At 60.6% G+C, this 20882-nt stretch carries 22 protein-coding genes; all 22 read right to left on the bottom strand.

Features of this window, described 5'->3' with window-relative positions:
• Positions 1–28: 28 nt before the first annotated feature.
• The 22 genes from nuoN to VXL81_RS09790 all read right to left on the bottom strand — a co-directional run bounded on the left by nuoN (position 29) and on the right by VXL81_RS09790 (position 20857).
• Positions 29–1468, bottom strand: coding sequence for an NADH-quinone oxidoreductase subunit NuoN (gene nuoN / locus VXL81_RS09895; RefSeq protein WP_340545128.1), 1440 nt, complete (start codon positions 1466–1468; stop codon positions 29–31).
• A 13-nt stretch (positions 1469–1481) separates the two neighbouring features.
• On the bottom strand, positions 1482–3029 hold the full coding sequence (locus VXL81_RS09890) for an NADH-quinone oxidoreductase subunit M (protein WP_340545127.1): 1548 nt from the start codon (positions 3027–3029) through the stop codon (positions 1482–1484).
• Positions 3029–5161 carry an NADH-quinone oxidoreductase subunit L gene (nuoL, locus tag VXL81_RS09885; RefSeq protein ID WP_416554058.1) on the bottom strand — a complete coding sequence of 711 codons (2133 nt, stop codon included), beginning with the start codon at positions 5159–5161 and terminating at the stop codon, positions 3029–3031. The genes VXL81_RS09890 and nuoL overlap by 1 nt, the downstream gene beginning before the upstream one ends.
• Positions 5162–5167: 6 nt before the next feature.
• Positions 5168–5482, bottom strand: coding sequence for an NADH-quinone oxidoreductase subunit NuoK (gene nuoK, locus VXL81_RS09880; protein ID WP_416554056.1), 315 nt, complete (start codon positions 5480–5482; stop codon positions 5168–5170).
• 4 nt (positions 5483–5486) lie between these two features.
• Entirely contained in the window at positions 5487–6089 is a 603-nt protein-coding gene (locus VXL81_RS09875) for an NADH-quinone oxidoreductase subunit J (RefSeq protein WP_340545125.1), read from the bottom strand.
• On the bottom strand, positions 6086–6505 hold the full coding sequence (locus tag VXL81_RS09870; protein ID WP_340545124.1) for a carboxymuconolactone decarboxylase family protein: 420 nt from the start codon (positions 6503–6505) through the stop codon (positions 6086–6088). The genes VXL81_RS09875 and VXL81_RS09870 overlap by 4 nt, the downstream gene beginning before the upstream one ends.
• Positions 6502–6996, bottom strand: a complete 495-nt coding sequence (nuoI, locus tag VXL81_RS09865) for an NADH-quinone oxidoreductase subunit NuoI (protein WP_340545123.1) — start codon at positions 6994–6996, stop codon at positions 6502–6504. The genes VXL81_RS09870 and nuoI overlap by 4 nt, the downstream gene beginning before the upstream one ends.
• A 3-nt stretch (positions 6997–6999) precedes the next feature.
• On the bottom strand, positions 7000–8037 hold the full coding sequence (gene nuoH / locus VXL81_RS09860) for an NADH-quinone oxidoreductase subunit NuoH (protein ID WP_416554054.1): 1038 nt from the start codon (positions 8035–8037) through the stop codon (positions 7000–7002).
• A gap of 6 nt (positions 8038–8043) precedes the next feature.
• Positions 8044–8430, bottom strand: coding sequence for a hypothetical protein (locus VXL81_RS09855; protein WP_416554052.1), 387 nt, complete (start codon positions 8428–8430; stop codon positions 8044–8046).
• The gene (nuoG, locus tag VXL81_RS09850; protein ID WP_416554050.1) at positions 8427–10445 is read right to left on the bottom strand and encodes an NADH-quinone oxidoreductase subunit NuoG; all 2019 of its coding nucleotides are present in this window, start codon (positions 10443–10445) and stop codon (positions 8427–8429) included. The genes VXL81_RS09855 and nuoG overlap by 4 nt, the downstream gene beginning before the upstream one ends.
• A gap of 3 nt (positions 10446–10448) precedes the next feature.
• On the bottom strand, positions 10449–10853 hold the full coding sequence (locus VXL81_RS09845) for a DUF5333 domain-containing protein (RefSeq protein WP_340546294.1): 405 nt from the start codon (positions 10851–10853) through the stop codon (positions 10449–10451).
• Positions 10854–10966: 113 nt separating this feature from the next.
• A complete protein-coding gene (locus VXL81_RS09840; protein WP_416537057.1) occupies positions 10967–11305 on the bottom strand; it encodes a hypothetical protein in 339 nt (112 codons plus the stop codon).
• 29 nt (positions 11306–11334) lie between these two features.
• Positions 11335–12633 (bottom strand): NADH-quinone oxidoreductase subunit NuoF, encoded by a 1299-nt coding sequence (gene nuoF / locus VXL81_RS09835; protein ID WP_416554048.1) that lies wholly within the window; start codon positions 12631–12633, stop codon positions 11335–11337.
• 6 nt (positions 12634–12639) lie between these two features.
• A complete protein-coding gene (locus VXL81_RS09830; protein ID WP_340545117.1) occupies positions 12640–12867 on the bottom strand; it encodes a DUF5337 domain-containing protein in 228 nt (75 codons plus the stop codon).
• A 53-nt stretch (positions 12868–12920) separates the two neighbouring features.
• Positions 12921–14114, bottom strand: coding sequence for an NADH-quinone oxidoreductase subunit E (locus VXL81_RS09825; RefSeq protein WP_416537797.1), 1194 nt, complete (start codon positions 14112–14114; stop codon positions 12921–12923).
• A complete protein-coding gene (locus tag VXL81_RS09820; RefSeq protein WP_260084618.1) occupies positions 14114–15325 on the bottom strand; it encodes an NADH-quinone oxidoreductase subunit D in 1212 nt (403 codons plus the stop codon). Before VXL81_RS09820 ends, VXL81_RS09825 begins: the two co-directional genes overlap by 1 nt.
• Positions 15325–15930: an NADH-quinone oxidoreductase subunit C gene (locus tag VXL81_RS09815; RefSeq protein ID WP_340545115.1), complete on the bottom strand. Its 606-nt coding sequence runs from the start codon at positions 15928–15930 to the stop codon at positions 15325–15327. Before VXL81_RS09815 ends, VXL81_RS09820 begins: the two co-directional genes overlap by 1 nt.
• 24 nt (positions 15931–15954) lie before the next feature.
• Entirely contained in the window at positions 15955–16488 is a 534-nt protein-coding gene (locus VXL81_RS09810; protein ID WP_082996117.1) for a NuoB/complex I 20 kDa subunit family protein, read from the bottom strand.
• Complete coding sequence (locus VXL81_RS09805) at positions 16479–16844, bottom strand: NADH-quinone oxidoreductase subunit A (RefSeq protein ID WP_014874151.1); 366 nt, start codon at positions 16842–16844, stop codon at positions 16479–16481. The genes VXL81_RS09810 and VXL81_RS09805 overlap by 10 nt, the downstream gene beginning before the upstream one ends.
• Positions 16845–17082: 238 nt before the next feature.
• Positions 17083–17865: a crotonase/enoyl-CoA hydratase family protein gene (locus VXL81_RS09800; RefSeq protein WP_416535937.1), complete on the bottom strand. Its 783-nt coding sequence runs from the start codon at positions 17863–17865 to the stop codon at positions 17083–17085.
• A gap of 90 nt (positions 17866–17955) precedes the next feature.
• Positions 17956–18816: a hydroxymethylglutaryl-CoA lyase gene (locus VXL81_RS09795; protein WP_416554046.1), complete on the bottom strand. Its 861-nt coding sequence runs from the start codon at positions 18814–18816 to the stop codon at positions 17956–17958.
• Between the two features lie 91 nt (positions 18817–18907).
• Positions 18908–20857 (bottom strand): acetyl/propionyl/methylcrotonyl-CoA carboxylase subunit alpha, encoded by a 1950-nt coding sequence (locus VXL81_RS09790; RefSeq protein ID WP_416554044.1) that lies wholly within the window; start codon positions 20855–20857, stop codon positions 18908–18910.
• Positions 20858–20882 lie beyond the last annotated feature (25 nt).

The following is a 20882-nucleotide window of genomic DNA, read 5'->3' as shown; positions in this document are numbered from 1 at the left end:
GGCCTTTGTGTGTTCTGTGTCGAAACCGTCAGTTGACCAGCGTGGCAGCCGCCGCAGCCGCTGCACCCTCGATGCCGAACATGTTGATGATCCCAAGAAGCATCACGGCCGCCGACGCCATCAGGAACCCCCAGAGGATCGGCGAGCGGTTGGTTTCCAGCTCCTCGCCCTCTTCACCGAAATACATGTAGTACACGATGCGCAGGTAGTAGAACGCGCCGATAACCGATGCGATCACACCGGCAATCGCCAGCCACGCCATATCCGCCTGATAGGCCGCATTAAGCACATAAAGCTTGCCGAAGAAGCCCAGCATCGGCGGTACACCCGCCAGAGAGAACAACAGGATCAGCATCGCCAGCGCCTTGCCCGGCTCGCGACGGGAGTAGAGGTTGAGCGCGCGAATGTCAGTGATCGGCTTACCGTCCTTCTCCATCATCAGGATGAAGGCAAAGGTGCCGATGTTCATCGAGACATAGATCGCCATATAGACCAGCAGCGCCTGCACGCCATAAGCGGTGCCCGCGGCGAGGCCCATCAGCGCATAGCCCATATGGGCGATCGAGGAATAGGCCATCAGACGCTTGATATCGCGCTGGCCGATGGCGGCAACGGCCCCGACGAACATCGACAGCAGCGACAGAAGGGCCACAACCTGGCTCCAGTCCTGTACCGCATGACCAAAGGCATCATGCAGCACGCGGGCGAACAGGCCCATGGCCGCAACCTTCGGCGCCGATGCAAAGAATGCGGTAACCGGGGTTGGCGCGCCTTCGTAGACGTCAGGGGTCCACATGTGGAACGGCACGGCAGACACCTTGAACGCCATGCCGGAGATCAGGAAGACCAGGCCGAACAGCAGACCGACGGAGACTTCACCATGCTTGGCCACCGCGTAGATACCGGCAAAGTCGGTGGTCCCGGCAAAACCATAGACCAGCGATGCGCCATAGAGCAGCAAACCGGACGAAAGCGCGCCGAGCACGAAGTACTTCAGACCGGCTTCGGTGGATTTTACACTGTCACGACGCAGCGAAGCCACGACGTAGAGCGCCAGAGACTGCAGCTCAAGGCCCATGTATAGCGACATCAGGTTGCCGGCCGAGACCATCACCATCATGCCCACCGCGCTCAGCGCAACGAGGATGGGATATTCAAAGCGCAACATGCCACGGCGCGACATGTAGTCCTGGCCCATGACCAGCACGGCAGAGGCCGACAGCAGGATGGCGACCTTGGCAAAGCGGGCAAAGCCATCGTCGACGAACATGCCGTTGAATGCCTCACGGCTGCCCGAGGATCCGGTGGCGATCCAGATGGCCAGCGCCGACATCAGACCGGCCATCAGCCAGATCAACGCCGGGGCCAGTTTGTCCTTGCCGGTGTAGACGGCGCCAAGGAGCGCCGCCATTGCGCTGAGCGCCAGAACAATCTCTGGCAGGATAACGGTGAGATCAGCTGGGATCATCGCCCACGCCCCCTTAGTGCGAAGCTATCTGGGTCGCCGGGGACAGGTCCGCGGCAGCCAGAGATTCATTGAAGTTTGCAATCAGCGCCTCGGTCGACGGGCTGATGATATCGGTGACAAGCGCCGGGTAGACGCCCAGAAGGATGGTCATCACCACCAGCGGTGCAAAGATGAACCGCTCGCGGGCAGTCATATCCTTAATGGTCTTGAGGCTGCCCTTGATCAGGTCGCCAAAGACCACGCGGCGGTAGAGCCACAGCGCATAGCCTGCCGAGAAGATGACACCGGTTGCGGCAACTGCTGCGACCCAGGTGTTCTTCTGGAAGGTGCCCATCAGCGTCAGGAATTCCCCGATGAAGCCCGAGGTACCCGGCAGGCCGACGTTCCCCATCGTGAAGAACATGAAGACCAGCGCATAGGCAGGCATACGAATGACAAGGCCACCATAGGCGTCGATGTCACGGGTGTGCATCCGATCATAGATGACACCCACGCAGAGGAAGAGCGCCGCCGAGATGAAGCCGTGGCTCAGCATCTGGAAGATCGCGCCATCAATGCCCTGCTGGTTCGCCGCAAAGATGCCCATGGTCACAAAGCCCATATGCGCCACCGAAGAATAGGCGATCAGCTTCTTCATGTCCGACTGCACCAGCGCCACCAGCGAAGTATAGACCACCGCAATCGCCGACATCCACAGGATCAGATCCGTCATCACGTCGGCCCCGACGGGGAACATCGGCAAGCTGAAGCGCAGGAAGCCGTAGCCGCCCATCTTCAACAGGATCGCCGCCAGCACCACGGAGCCTGCGGTCGGCGCCTGCACGTGCGCATCGGGCAGCCAGGTGTGCACCGGCCACATCGGCATTTTCACCGCGAAGGAGGCAAAGAACGCGAGGAACAACAGGGTCTGCATCCCACCAACGACATGCACACCAAGAAGATCAAAGCCGGAGGCCGAGAAACTGTGCGTCAGCAGCTGGGCAATATCGGTGGTGCCTGCATCCGCGTACATCGCGACCATCGCCACCAGCATCAGCACCGAGCCAAAGAAGGTATAGAGGAAGAATTTGAACGACGCGTAGATCCGTTCCTTGCCGCCCCAGATACCAATGATCAGGAACATCGGAATGAGGCCCGCCTCAAAGAACAGGTAGAACAGCACCAGATCCAGCGCCATGAACACGCCAAGCATCAGCGTCTCCAGCATCAGGAAGGCGATCATGTATTCCTTGACGCGGGTGTTCACACCCCAGCTCGCCAAAATGGTCAGCGGCATAACAAAGGTGGTGAGCATCACAAACAGCACCGAAATGCCATCGACGCCCATCTTGTACTTCAGGCCAAAGATCCATTCGGCCTCTTCCACAAACTGAAAGCCTGTGTCGGAGGGGTCGAACTGGAAATAGATGCCAAGGCTCACCAGGAAGGTGATCGTGGTGGCAAAAAGCGCAACAGACTTGGCGTTGCGCTGCGCCGCCTCATCCTCGCCGCGCAGGAACAGGGCCAGAATGGCCGCCGCAAGCGCCGGGATAAAGGTGACAATAGAAAGGAGATTGTCCATCAGTGCGCTCCTCCGCCGATCGACATCCAGGTAACCAGGGCAGCAATGCCCAGCACCATCCAGAAAGCATAGGTGAAAATGTAACCCGACTGTGCGCGACCGGCGAGGCGGGTGAAGAAGGGAATGATGCCCATGGCGATACCGTTGAGCGCGCCGTCAATGGTCTTGCCGTCACCGCGCTTCCAGAAGAAGCGGCCGAGCATCAGCGTCGGTTTGACAAAGACAAAATCGTAGAGCTCGTCAAAATACCACTTGTTCTTGAGGAACAGGTAGAGCGGCTGCTGCTGCTTGGCGAGACGGCCCGGCAGGCTTGGGTTCACGATGTAGAACAGGATCGCAAGACCAAGGCCAAGCAGCATCGCGATAAAGGGCGAAACTTTCACCCATTTCGGAGCGGCGTGCGCGTCATCCAGAACAGTGTTGTCGGCACCGAAATACAGCGCGCCTTCGCCCGGCTGGCCTGCGAATACATAGTGATGCTCACCGGATGCGTCAGCTGTGCCGTGACCGTCATCCGCCGTGCTGGCATGGCTGTCATCAGCGCCGTGGCCCGAATCCGCTGCCGCATCGCCATGTGCCGCGGCTTCTGCCACTGGGATGCCGTAGAATTTGCCAACCTTATCAGCATGGCCGAAGAAGCTGTTATACCAGAGCATGCCAGAGAAGATCGCACCAAGGGCAAGCACACCCAGCGGGATCAGCATGACCATCGGGCTTTCATGCGCGTGATCATGCGTATGCTTGTCGCCGCGCGGCTTGCCGTAGAAGGTCAGGAAGATCAGGCGCCAGCTGTAGAAGGATGTCATTGCCGCCGCGATGACCAGCAGCCAGAAACCATACATCGACCCGCCAGCATAGGCGCTCTCGATAATGGCATCCTTGGACAGGAAGCCGGCAAAGCCAAAGTGGGTCAGCGGGATACCAACGCCGGTGATGGCCAGCGTGCCGATCATCATCGCCGCAAAGGTGTAGGGGATCTTTTTGCGCAGACCACCGTAGTTCATCATGTCCTGCTCATGGTGCATCGCGTGGATCACGGAGCCTGCACCAAGGAACAGCATCGCCTTGAAGAAGGCATGTGTGAACAGGTGGAACATCGCAGCGGAGTACATGCCTACCCCGGCTGCAACGAACATGTAGCCAAGCTGCGAACATGTCGAATAGGCGATCACGCGTTTGATGTCGGTCTGAACCAGACCCACAGTCGCCGCGAAGAAGGCCGTGGTTGCACCCAGCACGGTGATGAAGGTTGTCGCTTCGGGTGCGAACTCCATCAGCGGCGACATGCGGCAGACGAGGAAGACACCGGCGGTCACCATGGTGGCGGCGTGGATCAGGGCCGACACCGGGGTCGGGCCTTCCATCGCATCCGGCAACCAAGTGTGCAGGATCAGCTGCGCCGATTTACCCATGGCACCAATGAACAGCAGGACTGCAATCAGATTGGCGGCATTCCACTCCGACCAGAGAAAGGTCAGCTGGGTTTCCGCCAGCATCGGCGTCGCGGCAAAGATGTCATCAAAGTTGATGCTGCCAGTCAGGAAGAACAGCGCAAAGATACCAAGCGCAAAGCCGAAGTCTCCGACGCGGTTGACGATGAACGCTTTCATCGCGGCCGCACCAGCAGAGGGTTTGCGGTAGTAAAAGCCGATCAGCAGGTAGGAGGCAACGCCCACACCTTCCCAGCCAAAGAACATCTGGACCAGGTTGTCGGCTGTCACCAGCATCAGCATGGCGAAGGTAAAGAACGACAGGTAGGCAAAGAACCGCGGCTTGTAGCTCTCCCCGTCCTTCCACTGCGGATCGTGATCCATGTAGCCAAAGGAGTAGAGGTGAACCAGCGAGGACACGGACGTGATCACGATCAGCATGATCGCGGTCAGACGGTCAACGCGGAACTGCCAGGACGTGTCGAGGCTACCGGACTGGATCCAGCGCAGGATTTCGACAGTGTAATAGCCGTTTTCATGCGCAGAGGGATCAAACGTCAGGAAGACGATCCAGGACAGCGCCGCCGTCAGGAAGAGAAGTGCAGTGGCGAACACGGTCGCCACTTTTTCGCCAAGGATCTTGTGGCCAAAGCCACAGACCAGCGCCCCGACCAGAGGGGCAAAGAGAAGGATGGTTTCCATGACGCTTTAGCCCTTCATCACGTTGATGTCTTCCACGGCGATGGTGCCGCGGTTGCGGAAGAAGCAAACCAGGATCGCAAGGCCGATGGCGGCCTCAGCCGCGGCCACGGTCAGCACGAACAGGGTGAAGACCTGCCCTGTAAGGTCTCCGTGACCCACTGTGGAGGAAGAGAATGCGACCAGGTTGATGTTCACCGCCAGGAGCATCAGTTCGATGCTCATCAGCAGGATGATGACGTTCTTGCGGTTCAGGAAGAGCCCGAAGATGCCGATGACGAACAGCGTCGCCGCGACGGTTAGATAATGCTCGAGTGTGATCATTGTCTTAAAGCCCCTGCCCCGGTTTCACATCCTTGAGTTCCATGGCCAAGGCCGGATCGCGCATCATCTGGGCGACAACGTCCTGACGCTTGACGTCGGTGCGGTGGCGCAGGGTCAGCACAATGGCGCCGATCATCGCAACCAGCAGGATCAGGCCGGAAAGTTGGAACAGAAGGAAATATTGGTCGTAAATGATGAGGCCAAGCGCCTCGGTGTTGTGCTGGTCGGTCGGGATCGGCTGGGCCAGCTGCGTGGCCGCCGCCGGTGCGGTTTCCCACACACCAAAAGCCATCACGAACTGCATAAGGATCACCAGACCGATGAGCAGCGCCAACGGCATATAGCGCGCCATCTCTGCTTTCAGCTCGGCAAAATCCACGTCCAGCATCATCACCACAAAGAGGAACAGCACCGCAACGGCACCGACGTAGACGATGACCAGCAGCATGGCGACAAATTCAGCGCCCAGCAGCACGAACAGCCCGGCCGAGGAAATAAAGGCCAGGATCAGCCACAGCACAGAATGCACCGGCTGGCGGCTGATCACCGTGAACAGCCCGCCGGTGATGGCGCTGATGGCAAAGAGGTAAAAGGCAAAAACGCTCATGTTTCATCGTCCCCTTTGGCGTCCAGAACCTCTTGCGCCAGTTCCAGCGCGCGGGTCATGGCCGGGATGCCGGCAAACACCGACATCTGTCCGATCGTTTCAACGATCTCTTGTTTCTTAGCGCCCGCCTCCAGGGCGTGGCGTACGGTCTGGCGCACGGCTGAATCCGCCTGTGCGCCCTGCATTGTCAGCCCGGCCAATGTCAGCAGCAGCCGGGTTTTGGCATCCAGCCCGCCCTTGTTGACGGTATTGCCGAACATCATCTCCATGACATCCTTCGGCATCGTCGGCCACAGCGCTTCAAACTCCTTGAATGCTCCGGTGGGAGAGAAGCTCTCCAACGCCGGGTTCAGGGCTTTGGCCATGTCCTGGGCCTGGGCCATCATGGCCTCAAATGGGTTCTTGGCATCGCTCATCGGTACGGCGCGTCCAGTTCGAGATTGCGCGCGATCTCGGCTTCCCAGCGCTCCCCGTTCGAAAGCAGCTTGTCCTTGTCGTAGAACAGCTCCTCGCGGGTCTCGGTGGCGAACTCGAAGTTCGGGCCTTCGACGATTGCATCCACCGGGCAGGCTTCCTGGCAGAAACCGCAGTAGATACACTTCGTCATGTCGATGTCGTACCGCGTGGTGCGGCGGCTGCCGTCCTCGCGCGGTTCCGCGTCGATGGTGATCGCCTGCGCCGGGCAGATCGCCTCGCACAGTTTACAGGCAATGCAGCGCTCCTCGCCGTTCGGATAGCGGCGCAGAGCATGCTCGCCGCGAAAACGCGGCGACAGCGGGCCCTTCTCGTGCGGATAGTTCAGGGTGGCCTTAGGGGCAAAGAAATACTTCATCCCCAGTTTGAAGCCGACCCAGAAATCCTGCAGCAGGAAGTATTTGGCGGCGCGGGTGTAGTCGATGTTCGCCATTGATCAGCCTCCCACGGTCCAGCGGGCGAAGATGCCCCAGAACCAGTCAAATTTTGCAGCAAAGGATACGAAGACCACCCAGGCCAGCGAGAACGGCAGGAACACTTTCCAGCCCAGACGCATCAGCTGGTCATAGCGGTAGCGGGGCGTGATTGCCTTCACCATTGCGAAGAGGAAGAAGAAGAACGCCATTTTGCCGACCATCCACAGGACGCCGTCGGGCAGCCCAGGGATCGGAGACAGCCAGCCGCCGAAGAACAGCAGTGTTGTCAACGCGCACATCAGGAAGATGGCGATGTATTCCCCGGCCATGAACAGCAGGAACGGTGTCGCCGAGTATTCCACCTGGTAGCCTGCAACCAGCTCCGATTCCGCTTCGGGCAGATCGAACGGCGGGCGGTTGGTTTCCGCAAGTGCCGAGATGAAGAACAGGAAGACCATCGGGAAATGCGGGATCCAGTACCAGTTCAGCAGACCCAGATCACCGTCCTGCGCGCGCACAATGTCGCCGAAGTTCATGCTGCCGGTGGAGATGATGACCCCAACGATGATCAGACCAATCGAGACCTCGTAAGAGATCATCTGCGCCGCTGAGCGCAAGGAACCGAGAAACGGATATTTCGAGTTCGACGCCCAGCCGCCCATGATCACGCCGTAGACCTCCAAGCTGGAGACCGCGAAAACATAGAGAATCGCCACATTGATGTCCGACAGGACCCAGCCCTCGTTGAAGGGGATCACCGCCCAGGCGATCATCGCCAGCACAAAGCTGGTCAATGGGGCCAGAATAAACACGGTGCGATCGGCACCGGCGGGGATCACCACCTCTTTGACAACATATTTGAGCGCGTCGGCCACCGTTTGCAGCAGGCCGTAGATGCCTACGACATTGGGGCCACGACGCATCTGGACAGCCGCCCAGATCTTGCGGTCCCCGTAGACGAGGAACAGCAGCGAAATCATGACAAATGCAACAACTGCAAGCACTTGCGCCAGGATCAGAACAGCGATGCCGCCTGGGGTGTTAAAGAATTCAGCCATAGGTCCTCACACCGTGGGTATTCCGTTAGCCTCGCAATCCGCGACCACGACTTCGGCGTCGATGGTGCGCAGTCCGCGCGGGAGGGAAGGCGAGATGGTGTAGACAGCATCTGCCGTCTGATTGCCACCCTCTTGTTTCATTTTTGTGCGCACATGACGTGCAAATCCATAACCGCGGATCAGCGCATATTGCGCCGCCGCGCATTCCGCATAGTTGTCCAGATCGGCACCATTGCGGGCGCCGGTCATGGCCACGTGGAATTGCACCAGATCGCCATCCAGTAGCCGTGTCTCTACCCCTTTGTAGTCGGGGGTGAACGGCGCCTGAGACGTCTGCGGAGCCTGCGCGCAGGCTGCCAGCAGCAGAGGCGATATGATGCCCGCACGGATCACTCCGCCGCGATCTTCTCGGCGCTACGCGCCTTTGCGTTGGCGGAGAGTTCCGCCATCAGCTGCGACGACCGCGCAATCGGGTTGGTCAGATAGAAGTCCTTGACCGCAGGCAGGAATGCCGCCTTGCCCATGGCCTCAACCTCAAGCGCCGGGCCCTCATTTGCCGCCACTTCGTCAATGCGCGCCAGATGCGGCACCTCTGCCACCAGCGCACTGCGCAGTTGCGCCAGCGAGTCATAGGGCAGCTTGGCATCCAGCTCCGCGCTGAGCGCCCGCAGGATCGCCCAGTTTTCCTTAGCCTCACCGGGGGCAAAGCTTGCGCGCATGGCCAGCTGCGGACGCCCTTCGGTGTTCACGAACAGACCGTTTTCTTCGGTATAGGCAGCACCGGGCAGGATGACGTCGGCGCGATGGGCACCACGATCGCCGTGCGAGCCCTGGTAGATCACAAAGGCGCCTGCATCAATTTCGACCTCATCAGCGCCGAGGTTGTAGATCACCTCTGCGCCGTCGATGGCCGCCTCAAGGCCACCCTCGGTGACCGCATTCACATCCATCGCACCAACACGGCCGGCAGCGGTGTGCAGCACCAGAAGTTTGCTCTCGGTCATGGCCGCGTATTTCTGCGCATGGGCCAGTACCGCCAGACCATCGGCCTCACGCAGGGCGCCCTGGCCGACGATGACCAGCGTTTCTTTGCCAATCGCGCCTTCGATTTCGCCGTTGAGCAGTGTCTCGAGCGCTGCGCGGTCGGTGCCGAGGTGGGCGTAGTCATAGGTCAGATCGACCGGCTGGCCGATCAGGCCGATATTGGCGCCGTTGATCCAGGCCTTGCGCAGGCGGGCGTTCAGAACCGGCGCCTCATTGCGAGGATCGGTGCCAATCAGCATGATCGCCTTGGCGCTGTCGATATCTTCGATGGTGGCGGTGCCGACATAGGCCGCGCGGTTGCCGATCGGCAGACGGGCCTTGTCCGTCCGGCACTCAACCTTGCCACCCTGCCCTTCCACCAGCTGTTTCAGCGCAAAAGCCGCCTCAACCGGGACCAGGTCACCAATCAGGCCGGCAATCTTCTTGCCCTTCATTGCAGTGGCCGCTGCCTCCAGGGCCTCCGGCCAGGTCGCGGGCTTCAGCTTGCCGTCGACACGCACATAGGGGCGATCCAGACGCTGGCGACGCAGCCCGTCCCAGACGAACCGGGTCTTGTCGCTGATCCATTCCTCATTCACGCCGTCATGGTTGCGCGGCAGGATGCGCATCACTTCGCGGCCTTTGGTGTCGACACGGATGTTCGACCCCAGCGCGTCCATCACGTCGATGGTTTCGGTTTTGGTCAACTCCCACGGGCGGGCCGTGAAGGCATAGGGTTTCGAGGTCAGCGCCCCAACCGGGCACAGGTCGATGATGTTGCCCTGAAGGTTCGAATCCAGCGTCTCGTTCAGATAGGAGGTAATCTCGCTATCCTCACCACGACCGGTCTGGCCCATCTGGGTAATGCCTGCGACTTCGGTGGTGAAACGAACGCAGCGCGTGCAGGAAATGCAGCGGGTCATCGCGGTGCCGACGAGCGGGCCGAGATCGAGATCGTCGACGGCGCGCTTTGCTTCGCGGAAGCGCGAGAAATCGACGCCATAAGCCATCGCCTGATCCTGAAGATCACATTCGCCACCCTGATCGCAGATCGGGCAATCCAGCGGGTGGTTGATCAGCAGGAACTCCATCACGCCCTCACGGGCCTTCTTGACCATCGGCGAATTGGTCTTCACCTGCGGCGCCTGGCCTTCGGGACCGGGACGCAGGTCGCGGACCTGCATGGCGCAGGAGGCGGCAGGTTTCGGCGGGCCGCCGACAACCTCAACCAGGCACATCCGGCAATTGCCGGCGATGGACAGGCGCTCGTGGTAGCAGAAGCGGGGAATTTCCACCCCGGCCTCTTCACAGGCCTGGATCAGGGTCATCGCCCCATCCACCTCAATCTCGGTTCCGTCAATGTTGATCTTGCGGAGGTCAGACATGGTCTATTTCGCCCTCAGTAAAACGCCGATCGCGCTGTTTTTCTTGATTTCCGCACGACCAAACGTACAGAATGTTTCCGTTTTCTCATATGAGACCCCGTTTTGCGCCAGGAAGCGTTCTCCCTTGGCCCGCATCCGGGCTTTTTCCTCGTCCGAGCCGATGTAGGCGCGGATTTCCGTATCCGTATAGCCAAGAGCATTGGCACGTGCCCGCAGGCGCCGCAGTTCGGTCAGACCCTTGAAGTAACGCGCGGTAATCGCATCACAGTGGTCGGCCACTTCCTTGGCCAGAGCGACCGCGAACAGCGGATCTTCGATCTCTTGCACATCGCGCAAGGACGGCTTCGCCGCGCCCATCGACGGCAGTAGCATCAGGCAGGCGGCACAGGTCGCAATCAGGATTCGCATTGGTGAACACTCCTTGGTGAGGGAGCGACCAGAACGCGCGCAGGCGACGGCGTTATTCAATAACACCGGCGTGGGCGCGGATTGCGCGGCCATGGGATATGCCCGGCCTGCGATCACGGGGTGCAGGTTCCGCCATAGACGGCCGTATCGCCATCCAGCGGCACGGCAATATCCGCATCAAGCGGGTTGACCTGCCAGGCAATGCGCGACGTGCCGAAGTTTTCGATGCAGTAACGGGTGCTCTCGTGATGAGCGGCCAGCCGCGCGCCTTCCAGCGAACGCGAGGCTTTGGATACCGTAGTGGTAAACACCGCCAGCGTCTCTTTCTTGTTGACCGCTTTGGACTTCGCCGAGAAGGGCACGCCCGCGTAGGTCGGGCGATTGTTGACGATACCGTCACACCCCGCCAGCACTCCGCCGCAGACGGCCAGCACAGCCATGGTTTTGGTCACACCCGTGATCATCCGGCTACCCCCCGACCCTATTCGGCTGCCATGGCGCCCATGCGCCCGGACTTCTGTGCCTTGATACGGTCTTCGATTTCCTCACGGAAATTGCGGATCAGGCCCTGGATCGGCCAGGCTGCGGCGTCGCCGAGCGCGCAAATGGTGTGGCCTTCGACCTGCTTGGTCACATCCCACAGCATGTCGATCTCTTCCAGCTCGGCCTCGCCCTTCACCAGACGATCCATCACGCGCATCATCCAGCCGGTGCCTTCACGGCAGGGCGTACACTGACCGCAGCTTTCGTGCTTGTAGAACTTCGACAGGCGCCAGATCGCCTTGATGATATCTGTCTGCTTTTCCATCACGATGACCGCCGCCGTGCCAAGGCCGGAGCCCAGTTCGCCGCGCAGATAGTCAAAGTCCATGATGGCGTCTTTCATCTTCTCGCCGCGCACACAAGGAACCGAAGAGCCGCCGGGAATGACAGCCAGAAGATTGTCCCAGCCGCCGCGAATACCGCCGCAATGCTTCTCGATCAGCTCCTCAAAGGAGATGCTCATCGCCTCTTCAACCACACAGGGATTGTTGACGTGACCGGAGATCGCAAACAGCTTGGTGCCGGCGTTGTTCTGACGGCCAAAGCCTGCAAACCAATCGGGTCCGCGACGCAGAATGGTCGGCACCACGGCGATAGACTCCACGTTGTTCACCGTGGTCGGGCAGCCATAAAGGCCAGCACCAGCCGGGAACGGCGGCTTCATACGCGGCATGCCCTTCTTGCCCTCAAGGCTTTCGATCAGCGCAGTTTCTTCGCCGCAGATATAGGCCCCTGCACCATGGTGCAGGAAGACGTCAAAGTCCCAGCCGGATCCGGCTGCATTGCGACCCAGAAGACCTTGGTCATAGCATTCGTCGATGGCGGCCTGCAGCGCCTCGCGCTCGCGGATGTATTCGCCGCGCAGATAGATGTAGCAGGTATGCGCATTCATCGCGAAGGAGGCGATCAGCGCGCCCTCGATCAGCGTGTGCGGATCATGGCGCATGATCTCGCGGTCTTTGCAGGTGCCCGGCTCCGATTCATCGGCGTTGATGACCAGATAGGAGGGACGACCGTCGCTCTCTTTCGGCATGAAGGACCATTTAAGGCCGGTCGGGAAGCCCGCACCACCGCGTCCGCGCAGGCCGGAATCCTTCATGTTCTGGATGATCCAGTCCCGCCCTTTTTCGATGATGCCCGCAGTGCCATCCCAATGGCCCCGCTGTTTTGCGCCTGCCAATGTGCGCTCATGCATCCCGTAAAGGTTGGTAAAGATCCGGTCCTGGTCCTTCAGCATGTCTGCCTACCTTTGGCTGTCCTGGCGCATCCGCCAGAGTTGAAAAATGTTGACCGCTGCATAGATGAAGCCTGCAAGGGCTGCGAAATCAAACAGCAGAGCGTAGCGCCCGGCGAGCCCCAGCGCGGGGCCGATGAACAACGACATTGCCAGCCAGCCAAGCATGGTTGCGGCAATCACCAATGCGATGTGCCGTCCCTTTGCTGCCAGTGCTTTGTCGCGCTCTACGCTCATGTGGTCCTGAATATTGGCCCCTGCCCCGTAGGACAGGCGCGGTTATCGTGGTGTCAGTCTTTTTTGTAGCGGTCGTCGGCCTTGGCCTTCTTGGCGAATTCGGTTTCCTCGCCAGCCGCCAATTGCCGGGACTGTTCGATCCAGCCGTCGCGGACGATGCGCCCCTTGAACTTCAACCGGCTATCGACCCATGCGATCTGCTCATCCGTCCAGGCGGCGATCTGGTCAAAGTGGTAGAACCCCAGATCATTCAGGGTCTGCTCCAGCTTGGGACCGACACCTTTCAGCATCTTCAGATCATCGGCCTTGCCATCACGCGCTGCGGTCAGGGTTTCCGGCTTCTGTTCAACAGCGGCTCCGGCTTCTGCGGCGGCGCCCTCTGGCGATGCCGGTTCGCTGACAGCAGCTTTTTTCGGAGCGGCCTTCTTTGGGGCGTCGCTCTTTGCCTTGGCAACCTCGGCCTGTTTCACCGCCGGAAGCGGTGTTTTCGGCGCGGGCGGCGGGGTGTCGGCACTGTCGCGACCGGCAACCTTGCCGTCCTTGCCAATCCATGGCGTCAGGATCGGCACTTCGGTGCCGTCGATACGCTTGACTGTATCGCCAATATCCGCCGCCAGCTGGACCGACGCATTATACTGCGTCTTGCCGCTTTCATATTCTGTCAGCGAGGTCAGCCCCGATTTCGGCTCGGCCGCGTAGCGCCCGTTTTGCGGGCCCGGCAGCGGCACCTGACCGGCAGCCAGATCATCCAGCAGCTTGGCAAAGCCTTCAGCGGTCAGATCTTCGTAATAATCCTTGCCGATCTGGGCCATCGGGGCGTTGGTGCAGGCACCAAGGCACTCGACCTCTTCCCAGGTAAACTTACCATCCGCCGACAGGGTAAAAGGCTTGTTCGCGATCTTTTCCTGACAGACGGCAATCAGATCCTCTGCGCCGCAGATCATGCAGGACGTGGTCCCGCAGATCTGAACATGTGCAACCGATCCAGTGGGTTGCAGCTGGAACATGAAGTAGAAGGACGCAACCTCAAGCGCACGGATATAGGCCATGCCCAGCATGTCCGCGACATATTCGATTGCAGGCTTCGTCAGCCAGCCTTCCTGCTCTTGCGCACGCCACAGCAGCGGAATGATCGCACTGGCCTGACGGCCATCAGGGAATTTGGTGATCTGCGCTTCGGCCCATGTCTGGTTCTCGGGCGTGAAGGCAAAACTATCGGGTTGTTCGGAATGCAGACGACGAAGCATTAGCGGTCAATCTCTCCAAATACGACGTCCATGGTGCCAATGATGGCCGCGACGTCGGCGAGTTGGTGGCCCTTGGCCACATAATCCATGGCCTGCAGATGCAGGAAGCCCGGCGCACGCAGCTTGGCGCGATAGGGTTTGTTGGTGCCATCTGCAACCAGATAGACGCCAAATTCGCCCTTGGGTGCCTCAACAGCGGCGTAGACCTCGCCAGCGGGCACGTGGAACCCCTCGGTATAGAGCTTGAAGTGGTGGATCAGGCTCTCCATCGAGGTTTTCATATCGCCCCGTTTGGGCGGGGTCAGCTTGCCACGGGCCAGAATATCACCGGGGGTTTCGCGCAGTTTGCCGATACACTGGCGAATGATCGACAGCGACTGGCGCATCTCTTCCATACGGACAAGGTAGCGGTCGTAGCAGTCGCCGTTCTTGCCAACCGGGATCTGGAAATCGAATTCGTCATAGCACTCATAGGGCTGCGCACGGCGCAGGTCCCAGGCAAGGCCGGAGCCGCGCACCATCACCCCGGAGAACCCGTAGTTGAGGATATCCTCCTCGGTCACGACACCGATATCGGCATTCCGCTGTTTAAAGATGCGGTTCTCGGTCAGCAGCCCGTCGATGTCATCCAGAACGGATGGGAAGCTATGGGTCCAGGCCTCGATATCGTCGATCAGCGCGTCGGGCAGATCCTGATGCACACCACCGGGGCGGAAATACGCCGCGTGCAGGCGCGCACCACAGGCCCGCTCGTAGAAGATCATCAGCTTCTCGCGCTCTTCAAAGCCCCACAGCGGCGGGGTCAGCGCGCCAACGTCCATCGCCTGCGTCGTCACATTGAGCAGGTGGTTCAGAATCCGGCCGATTTCGGAATAGAGCACACGGATCAGCGACGCGCGACGCGGCACTTCCACGCCGGTCAGCTTTTCGATGGCCAGGCACCAGGCGTGTTCCTGGTTCATCGGCGCCACATAGTCGAGGCGGTCGAAATACGGCAGGTTCTGCAGGTACGTCCGGCTCTCCATCAGCTTTTCGGTGCCGCGGTGCAACAGGCCGATATGCGGGTCGCAGCGCTCAACGATTTCGCCGTCCAGCTCCAGCACCAGACGCAGAACGCCGTGTGCCGCAGGGTGTTGCGGTCCGAAGTTGATGTTGAAGTTACGGATCTTCTGTTCGCCGGTCAGGGCGTCGTCCATTTTGGAGCCGTCCATTACTTCGCCCCCTCTTTCTCGTCGCCGGGCAGGATGTATTCGGCACCCTCCCACGGGCTCATGAAGTCAAACTGGCGGTACTCCTGAACCAGGCTGACCGGTTCATAGACAACGCGTTTCTGCGCCTCGTCGTAGCGAACCTCTGTATAGCCGGTGGTCGGGAAATCCTTGCGCAGCGGATAGCCACGGAAACCATAGTCGGTCAGAATGCGGCGCAGATCCGGGTGGCCGGTGAACAGGATGCCGAACATGTCGAACACCTCCCGCTCAAACCAGTTGGCCGAGGGATGGATGGTCACGATCGACGGCAGCATCTCATCCTCGCGGATCGATACGCGCAGGCGGATCCGCTGGTTCTGATACATCGACAGGAAATGATAGACCACGTCGAACCGCTTGGCGCGGTCCGGGTAGTCAACGGCCGTGATATCGACAAGCGACGAGAACTTGCAGGTCGCATCGGCTTTCAGAAATTCGACAAACCCCGCAAGGTTCGACGGGGCAACATCGACATTCAGCTCATCAAAGCTGACATCCCAGTCGATGACACAATCAGGACGTTTGGCAGCGATCTGGGTGCCGAGTTCTTTCAGAGCTTCAGTCATATTTGTCTCTCCAACCAAAGCCACTTAACGCACAAGCGTGCCGGTGCGGCGAATTTTGCGCTGCAATTGCATCAGACCATACAGCAGCGCCTCTGCCGTCGGCGGGCAACCGGGCACATAGACATCCACAGGCACGATCCGGTCACATCCGCGCACCACGGAATAGCTGTAGTGGTAATAGCCGCCGCCATTGGCGCAGGACCCCATCGAGATCACATAACGCGGCTCGGGCATCTGGTCGTAAACCTTGCGCAGGGCGGGCGCCATCTTGTTGGTCAGCGTCCCCGCGACGATCATCACATCCGACTGGCGCGGAGAGGCACGCGGCGCGATACCGAAACGCTCGGCATCGTAGCGCGGCATCGAGGTGTGCATCATCTCAACCGCGCAGCAGGCCAGACCAAAGGTCATCCAGTGCAGCGAGCCGGTGCGCGCCCAGTTGATGATATCCTCTGCCGAGGTCAGCAGAAACCCCTTGTCCTGCAGTTCGGCATTCAGGGCCTGGGTGACAACTTCCTTGTCGACGCCAGCCGTGTTGGCTCCGGTCATCACTCCCATTCCAGGGCCCCTTTCTTCCACTCATAGGCAAAACCGATGGTCAGCACAGCGAGAAACACCATCATCGACCAGAAGCCAGCATCGCTCATATCCTTGAAGCCGACGGCCCAGGGAAACAGAAACGCAATTTCCAGATCAAAAATGATGAACAGAATCGACACCAGGTAGAACCGGACATCAAACTTCATCCGTGCGTCGTCGAATGCGTTGAACCCGCATTCGTAGGCGCTGACCTTTTCAGGGTCCGGATTGCGGACGGCCAGCACAACTGCCGCCAAAATAAGAACAATTCCAAGCCCGACCGCTACGGCCAGAAACACCAGAATCGGGAGGTATTCCCGCAACATCTCTTCCACGAGTGGCTCCTTTCCGTGCGCGCGGATTTCTGCGCGCCGTCAATTGGCGTGTTGACTTGGGGCAGTGTCTACTCCCCTCCCCCCTCACCGTCAACCAACGCATCGTTAATGGATAAACCTTCTGTAACGGGCGCGGCAGATCCACATCATGGGCCTTAAACCCTATTGTTTTCATAGGATAAGGCGTACCCGGCAAAAGGCACGCCCCAAGCCAAGAAATCAGGCATTTTTAACGGGGCTACCGCTGCCAGCTTGGTTTTTCCTTGGCAAAAAACGCGGCAATCCCTTCGGGTGCCTCCCGGCCTTCCCAGCGCTCCACCAATGCGGCAATCGTGTGATCAATCACTGCATCGTCGATTTTCGGCCCCAGATCACGTACCAATGCCTTTGCGGCCCCGACCGCCTCGGGCGCGCAGCTCAGATAGGGGGTCACCTCGGCCTCGATTGCGGCGTCCATCTCGCTGGCGGGCACGGTCCGCGCAAGAATCCCGAGATCGACCGCCTCATCAGCCCCGAACAGACGCGCCGACATAAAGACACGCCGCGCCCGCGCCTCGCCCATGCGGGCGACGACATAGGGGCCAATCGTGGCCGGGATCAGGCCCAGCCGTGTCTCCGTAAGACCCATCTTGATGTGGTCGGCCCCAATCGCGACATCGCAGACACAGGCCATGCCGACACCACCGCCAAAGGCATTGCCCTGAACCGCCCCAATCACCGGCTGCGGCAGGGTGTTGATGGCCATCAGCATCTCCGCCAGAACCCTGGCTTCGCGCGCGCGGGTTTCGGCATCCGCAGTCATCTGTGCCTGCATCCAGCCCAGATCGCCGCCCGCGCAGAAACTTTTGCCCGCCCCAGTGAGCACGACAACGCGCACCGACCGGTCCGCAGCCAGCGCAGCTGCGGCAGCCTTCAGCTCCTGTAGCATTTCGCCGGACATGGCGTTGTGCTTCTCGGGGCGGTTGAGCATGAGGGTCGCAACACCCCGATCGTCGGTGGTCAGCGTGAGTGTGGTGTACATAGAGGTCGTCCTGCCTGTCCTGCTCGCAGCCCACTGCCGGCGGGCTGCGATTTTGGTTTCGGTCCGCTGTTGTTTACGCTTCGGTGTGAATCAGCTGCCGTCGCTGCGCATTGCCTGGGCCATCTTCGCCGCGTCCTGTAGCACAGAACCGTCAAGACCCGTCTCGTAGCCAAGCCGCGTCAGATGCTCATGCACCGCCTCGGTTGCGACATTGCCTGCTGCCCCCGGCGCATAGGGGCAACCGCCCAGGCCGCCGACGGCCGCGTCGAACACCCGGACACCAAGCGAAAGCGACGCATCAATGTTGTCAATCGCCCGCCCCGCCGTGTCATGATAGTGCCCCGCCAAGCGGCTGACCGGCACCCGCTCGCGCACCGCAAGCAACATGCGTGCAATCGAATCCGGTGTTGCCTGACCAATGGTGTCGCCCAGCGAAATCTCATAGCAGCCCATGGAAAACAGCCGATCCGCCAGCGCCGCAACAGCGTCGGGGTCCGTCGGCCCGTCAAACGGGCATTCGGTCACACAGGAGATATATCCGCGCACCGGCAGATCGATATGGCGCGCGGCCTCGATGATTGGCGTGAACCGTTCGATGGATTCGGCCACGCTGGCGTTGATATTGGCCTTGGAGAACCCCTCCGACGCAGAGGCAAAGACCGCGATCTCATCCGCTTTGGCGGCCAAGGCATCCTCGTAACCGCGCATATTCGGCGTCAGCGCGGCATAGCGCACATCCGCCCCACGGTTGATCCCGGCGAGCACCTCGCCCGATCCGGCCATCTGCGGCACCCATTTGGGCGAGACAAAGCTCGCCACTTCGATCCGCCGGAAGCCCGCCTGCGTCAGGCGGTCGATCAGCGCCGCCTTCTCCGATACCGGTATATCCCGCTTTTCATTCTGCAAACCATCGCGTGGTCCGACTTCGAAAATCTCGACGCTTTCACCCACAGCACATCCTCCCAAGCTCAATTCACAAATCAAATGGCCCATCAGGCCGCAGGGCGCGGGCACGACCCGAGATCGCGCCCATGCCAGCCGTTTAGCTGTCCGCCTCCTCCAGGCGGACCAACGCGGCCCCCGCTTCGACCTGATCACCAGCCGAGGCCAGCACCTCGGCCACCACGCCGTCGCGGGCCGCCAGAAGCGAGTGTTCCATTTTCATCGCCTCAAGGATAGCGAGTCGTTCACCTTCTTTGACGCTCTGGCCTGCTTCGGCAAAAACCGCCTTGACCAGACCGGGCATCGGGGCCTCGATCACATTCTGATCCCCGCCCGCTGCCGATGCGCGGTCCAGGGGGTCAATCACCTCGAACTCAAGGCCATAGCTATCAAATACGGTGATCGTATTGCCCGATTGGGCGATCGAGGGCAGACGATTACCGCCCAGCACCCAATGTCCACCGATCCTGGTGGCGCAGACCTGGGATTCGGGGTCCTGGGGGAACTCCCAGATCTGGCGATCCGGTCCATCCACCTCAACCGTGGCTTCAAACACATCACCCTGATGGCTGAGGTGAACGGAACGGCGCATATCGGACCAAAGGGTAAAGCCGGTCTCCCAGCCGCCCTCGAGGACGCCGAGGGCCTGCATGCCGGCGGCGGCCTTCTGCTCGGGCGTCACCCCAGGCGCCTGCACCAGCTGATCCAGATCGCGCGCGATAAGGCCCGTGTCGACACTCCCCGCCGCAAAGCCCTCATGCGCCGCCAGCGCGCCAAGGAAGGCAAGGTTGGTAACCGTGCCGCCGACCTCGGTTGCCGCCAGCGCCTGCGACAGGCGCGACAGGGCGATTGCGCGGGTGGGACCATGTACGATCACCTTCGAGATCATCGGATCATACCAGGGGCTGATGGTATCCCCTGCCCTGACACCGCTGTCGGCGCGGGCCTCAGCCGGGAAGGACAGATGCGTCAGCGTGCCGGTTGCGGGCAGGAAGCCCTTTGGCACGTCTTCGGCGTAAAGCCGCGCCTCAAACGCATGGCCGGTGATGGTGAGGTCTTCCTGTTTGGCGGGCAGGCTCTCGCCCGATGCAACCCGCAGCTGCCATTCCACCAGATCAACGCCGGTGATCAGCTCGGTCACTGGATGCTCCACCTGCAGGCGGGTGTTCATTTCCATGAACCAGAACCCGTCAGGGCGCAGCCCGTCAGAGCCGTCAACGATGAACTCAACCGTGCCCGCGCCCTTGTAGCCGATGGCTTCGGCCGCGCGCACGCCAGCCTCGCCCATCGCGGCGCGCATTTCTGCGGTCATGCCCGGCGCGGGGGCTTCCTCGATCACCTTCTGATGGCGGCGTTGCAGGGAGCAGTCGCGCTCGAACAGATGCACGGCACTTTTGCCGTCGCCAAAAACCTGCACCTCGATATGGCGCGGCTGCTGGATGTATTTCTCGATCAGCACATCGGGGTTGCCAAAGGCGGTGGTGGCCTCGCCCTGCGCGCTTTTGAGCGCGTCGGCGAAATCGGCAGGTTTCTCAACCAGCCGCATCCCCTTGCCGCCGCCACCGGCAACTGCCTTGATCAGCACCGGATAGCCAATCTGATCCGCCTGATCCCTGAGGAAATCGGCATCCTGATTGGCGCCGTGATAGCCCGGCACCACCGGCACGCCAGCCGCCTCCATCAGCACCTTGGCGGCGTCTTTCAGACCCATCTTGCGGATCGCCTCCGCAGAAGGGCCGATGAAGGTAAGGCCCGCAGCCTCTACCGCATCCACAAAGCCCGGGTTCTCCGAAAGAAACCCATAACCGGGATGGATGGCCTGCGCACCGGTCGCCCTGGCAATTGCGATGATCTCATCGCCGAGGAGATAGCTGTCGGCCGGCGCCGGGCCATGCCCGATGTGGCAGGCCTCATCCGCCATGGCGACATGCTTTGCGCCACGATCGGCGTCGGAATAGACCGCCACGGTTTTCACGCCCATGGCGCGGGCGGTTTCCATCACACGGCAGGCGATCTCGCCGCGATTGGCAATCAGGATTTTGTCAAACATGGGGTTGGTCCTTTGTCTGGAGCTC

This window comes from Phaeobacter sp. JH204B (assembly GCF_048055755.1).
Lineage (GTDB): Bacteria > Pseudomonadota > Alphaproteobacteria > Rhodobacterales > Rhodobacteraceae > Phaeobacter > Phaeobacter bryozoorum.
This window is presented reverse-complemented; position numbering and strand designations above follow the sequence as displayed.

Excerpts from the sequence above, each read along its gene's own strand:
- nuoF (WP_416554048.1), bottom strand. The coding sequence starts at position 12,633 with ATGCTGAAGGACCAGGACCGGATCTTTACCAACCTTTACGGGATGCAT.
- nuoL (WP_416554058.1), bottom strand. The coding sequence starts at position 5,161 with ATGGAAACCATCCTTCTCTTTGCCCCTCTGGTCGGGGCGCTGGTCTGT.
- VXL81_RS09790 (WP_416554044.1), bottom strand. The coding sequence starts at position 20,857 with ATGTTTGACAAAATCCTGATTGCCAATCGCGGCGAGATCGCCTGCCGT.
- VXL81_RS09845 (WP_340546294.1), bottom strand. The coding sequence starts at position 10,853 with ATGCGAATCCTGATTGCGACCTGTGCCGCCTGCCTGATGCTACTGCCG.
- nuoH (WP_416554054.1), bottom strand. The coding sequence starts at position 8,037 with ATGGCTGAATTCTTTAACACCCCAGGCGGCATCGCTGTTCTGATCCTG.
- nuoG (WP_416554050.1), bottom strand. The coding sequence starts at position 10,445 with ATGTCTGACCTCCGCAAGATCAACATTGACGGAACCGAGATTGAGGTG.
- VXL81_RS09800 (WP_416535937.1), bottom strand. The coding sequence starts at position 17,865 with ATGTACACCACACTCACGCTGACCACCGACGATCGGGGTGTTGCGACC.
- VXL81_RS09815 (WP_340545115.1), bottom strand. The coding sequence starts at position 15,930 with ATGACTGAAGCTCTGAAAGAACTCGGCACCCAGATCGCTGCCAAACGT.
- VXL81_RS09890 (WP_340545127.1), bottom strand. The coding sequence starts at position 3,029 with ATGGACAATCTCCTTTCTATTGTCACCTTTATCCCGGCGCTTGCGGCG.
- nuoI (WP_340545123.1), bottom strand. The coding sequence starts at position 6,996 with ATGGCGAACATCGACTACACCCGCGCCGCCAAATACTTCCTGCTGCAG.
- VXL81_RS09875 (WP_340545125.1), bottom strand. The coding sequence starts at position 6,089 with ATGAGCGTTTTTGCCTTTTACCTCTTTGCCATCAGCGCCATCACCGGC.
- VXL81_RS09825 (WP_416537797.1), bottom strand. The coding sequence starts at position 14,114 with ATGCTTCGTCGTCTGCATTCCGAACAACCCGATAGTTTTGCCTTCACG.
- VXL81_RS09830 (WP_340545117.1), bottom strand. The coding sequence starts at position 12,867 with ATGAGCGTAGAGCGCGACAAAGCACTGGCAGCAAAGGGACGGCACATC.
- nuoK (WP_416554056.1), bottom strand. The coding sequence starts at position 5,482 with ATGATCACACTCGAGCATTATCTAACCGTCGCGGCGACGCTGTTCGTC.
- VXL81_RS09870 (WP_340545124.1), bottom strand. The coding sequence starts at position 6,505 with ATGAGCGATGCCAAGAACCCATTTGAGGCCATGATGGCCCAGGCCCAG.
- nuoN (WP_340545128.1), bottom strand. The coding sequence starts at position 1,468 with ATGATCCCAGCTGATCTCACCGTTATCCTGCCAGAGATTGTTCTGGCG.
- VXL81_RS09810 (WP_082996117.1), bottom strand. The coding sequence starts at position 16,488 with ATGGGAGTGATGACCGGAGCCAACACGGCTGGCGTCGACAAGGAAGTT.
- VXL81_RS09820 (WP_260084618.1), bottom strand. The coding sequence starts at position 15,325 with ATGGACGGCTCCAAAATGGACGACGCCCTGACCGGCGAACAGAAGATC.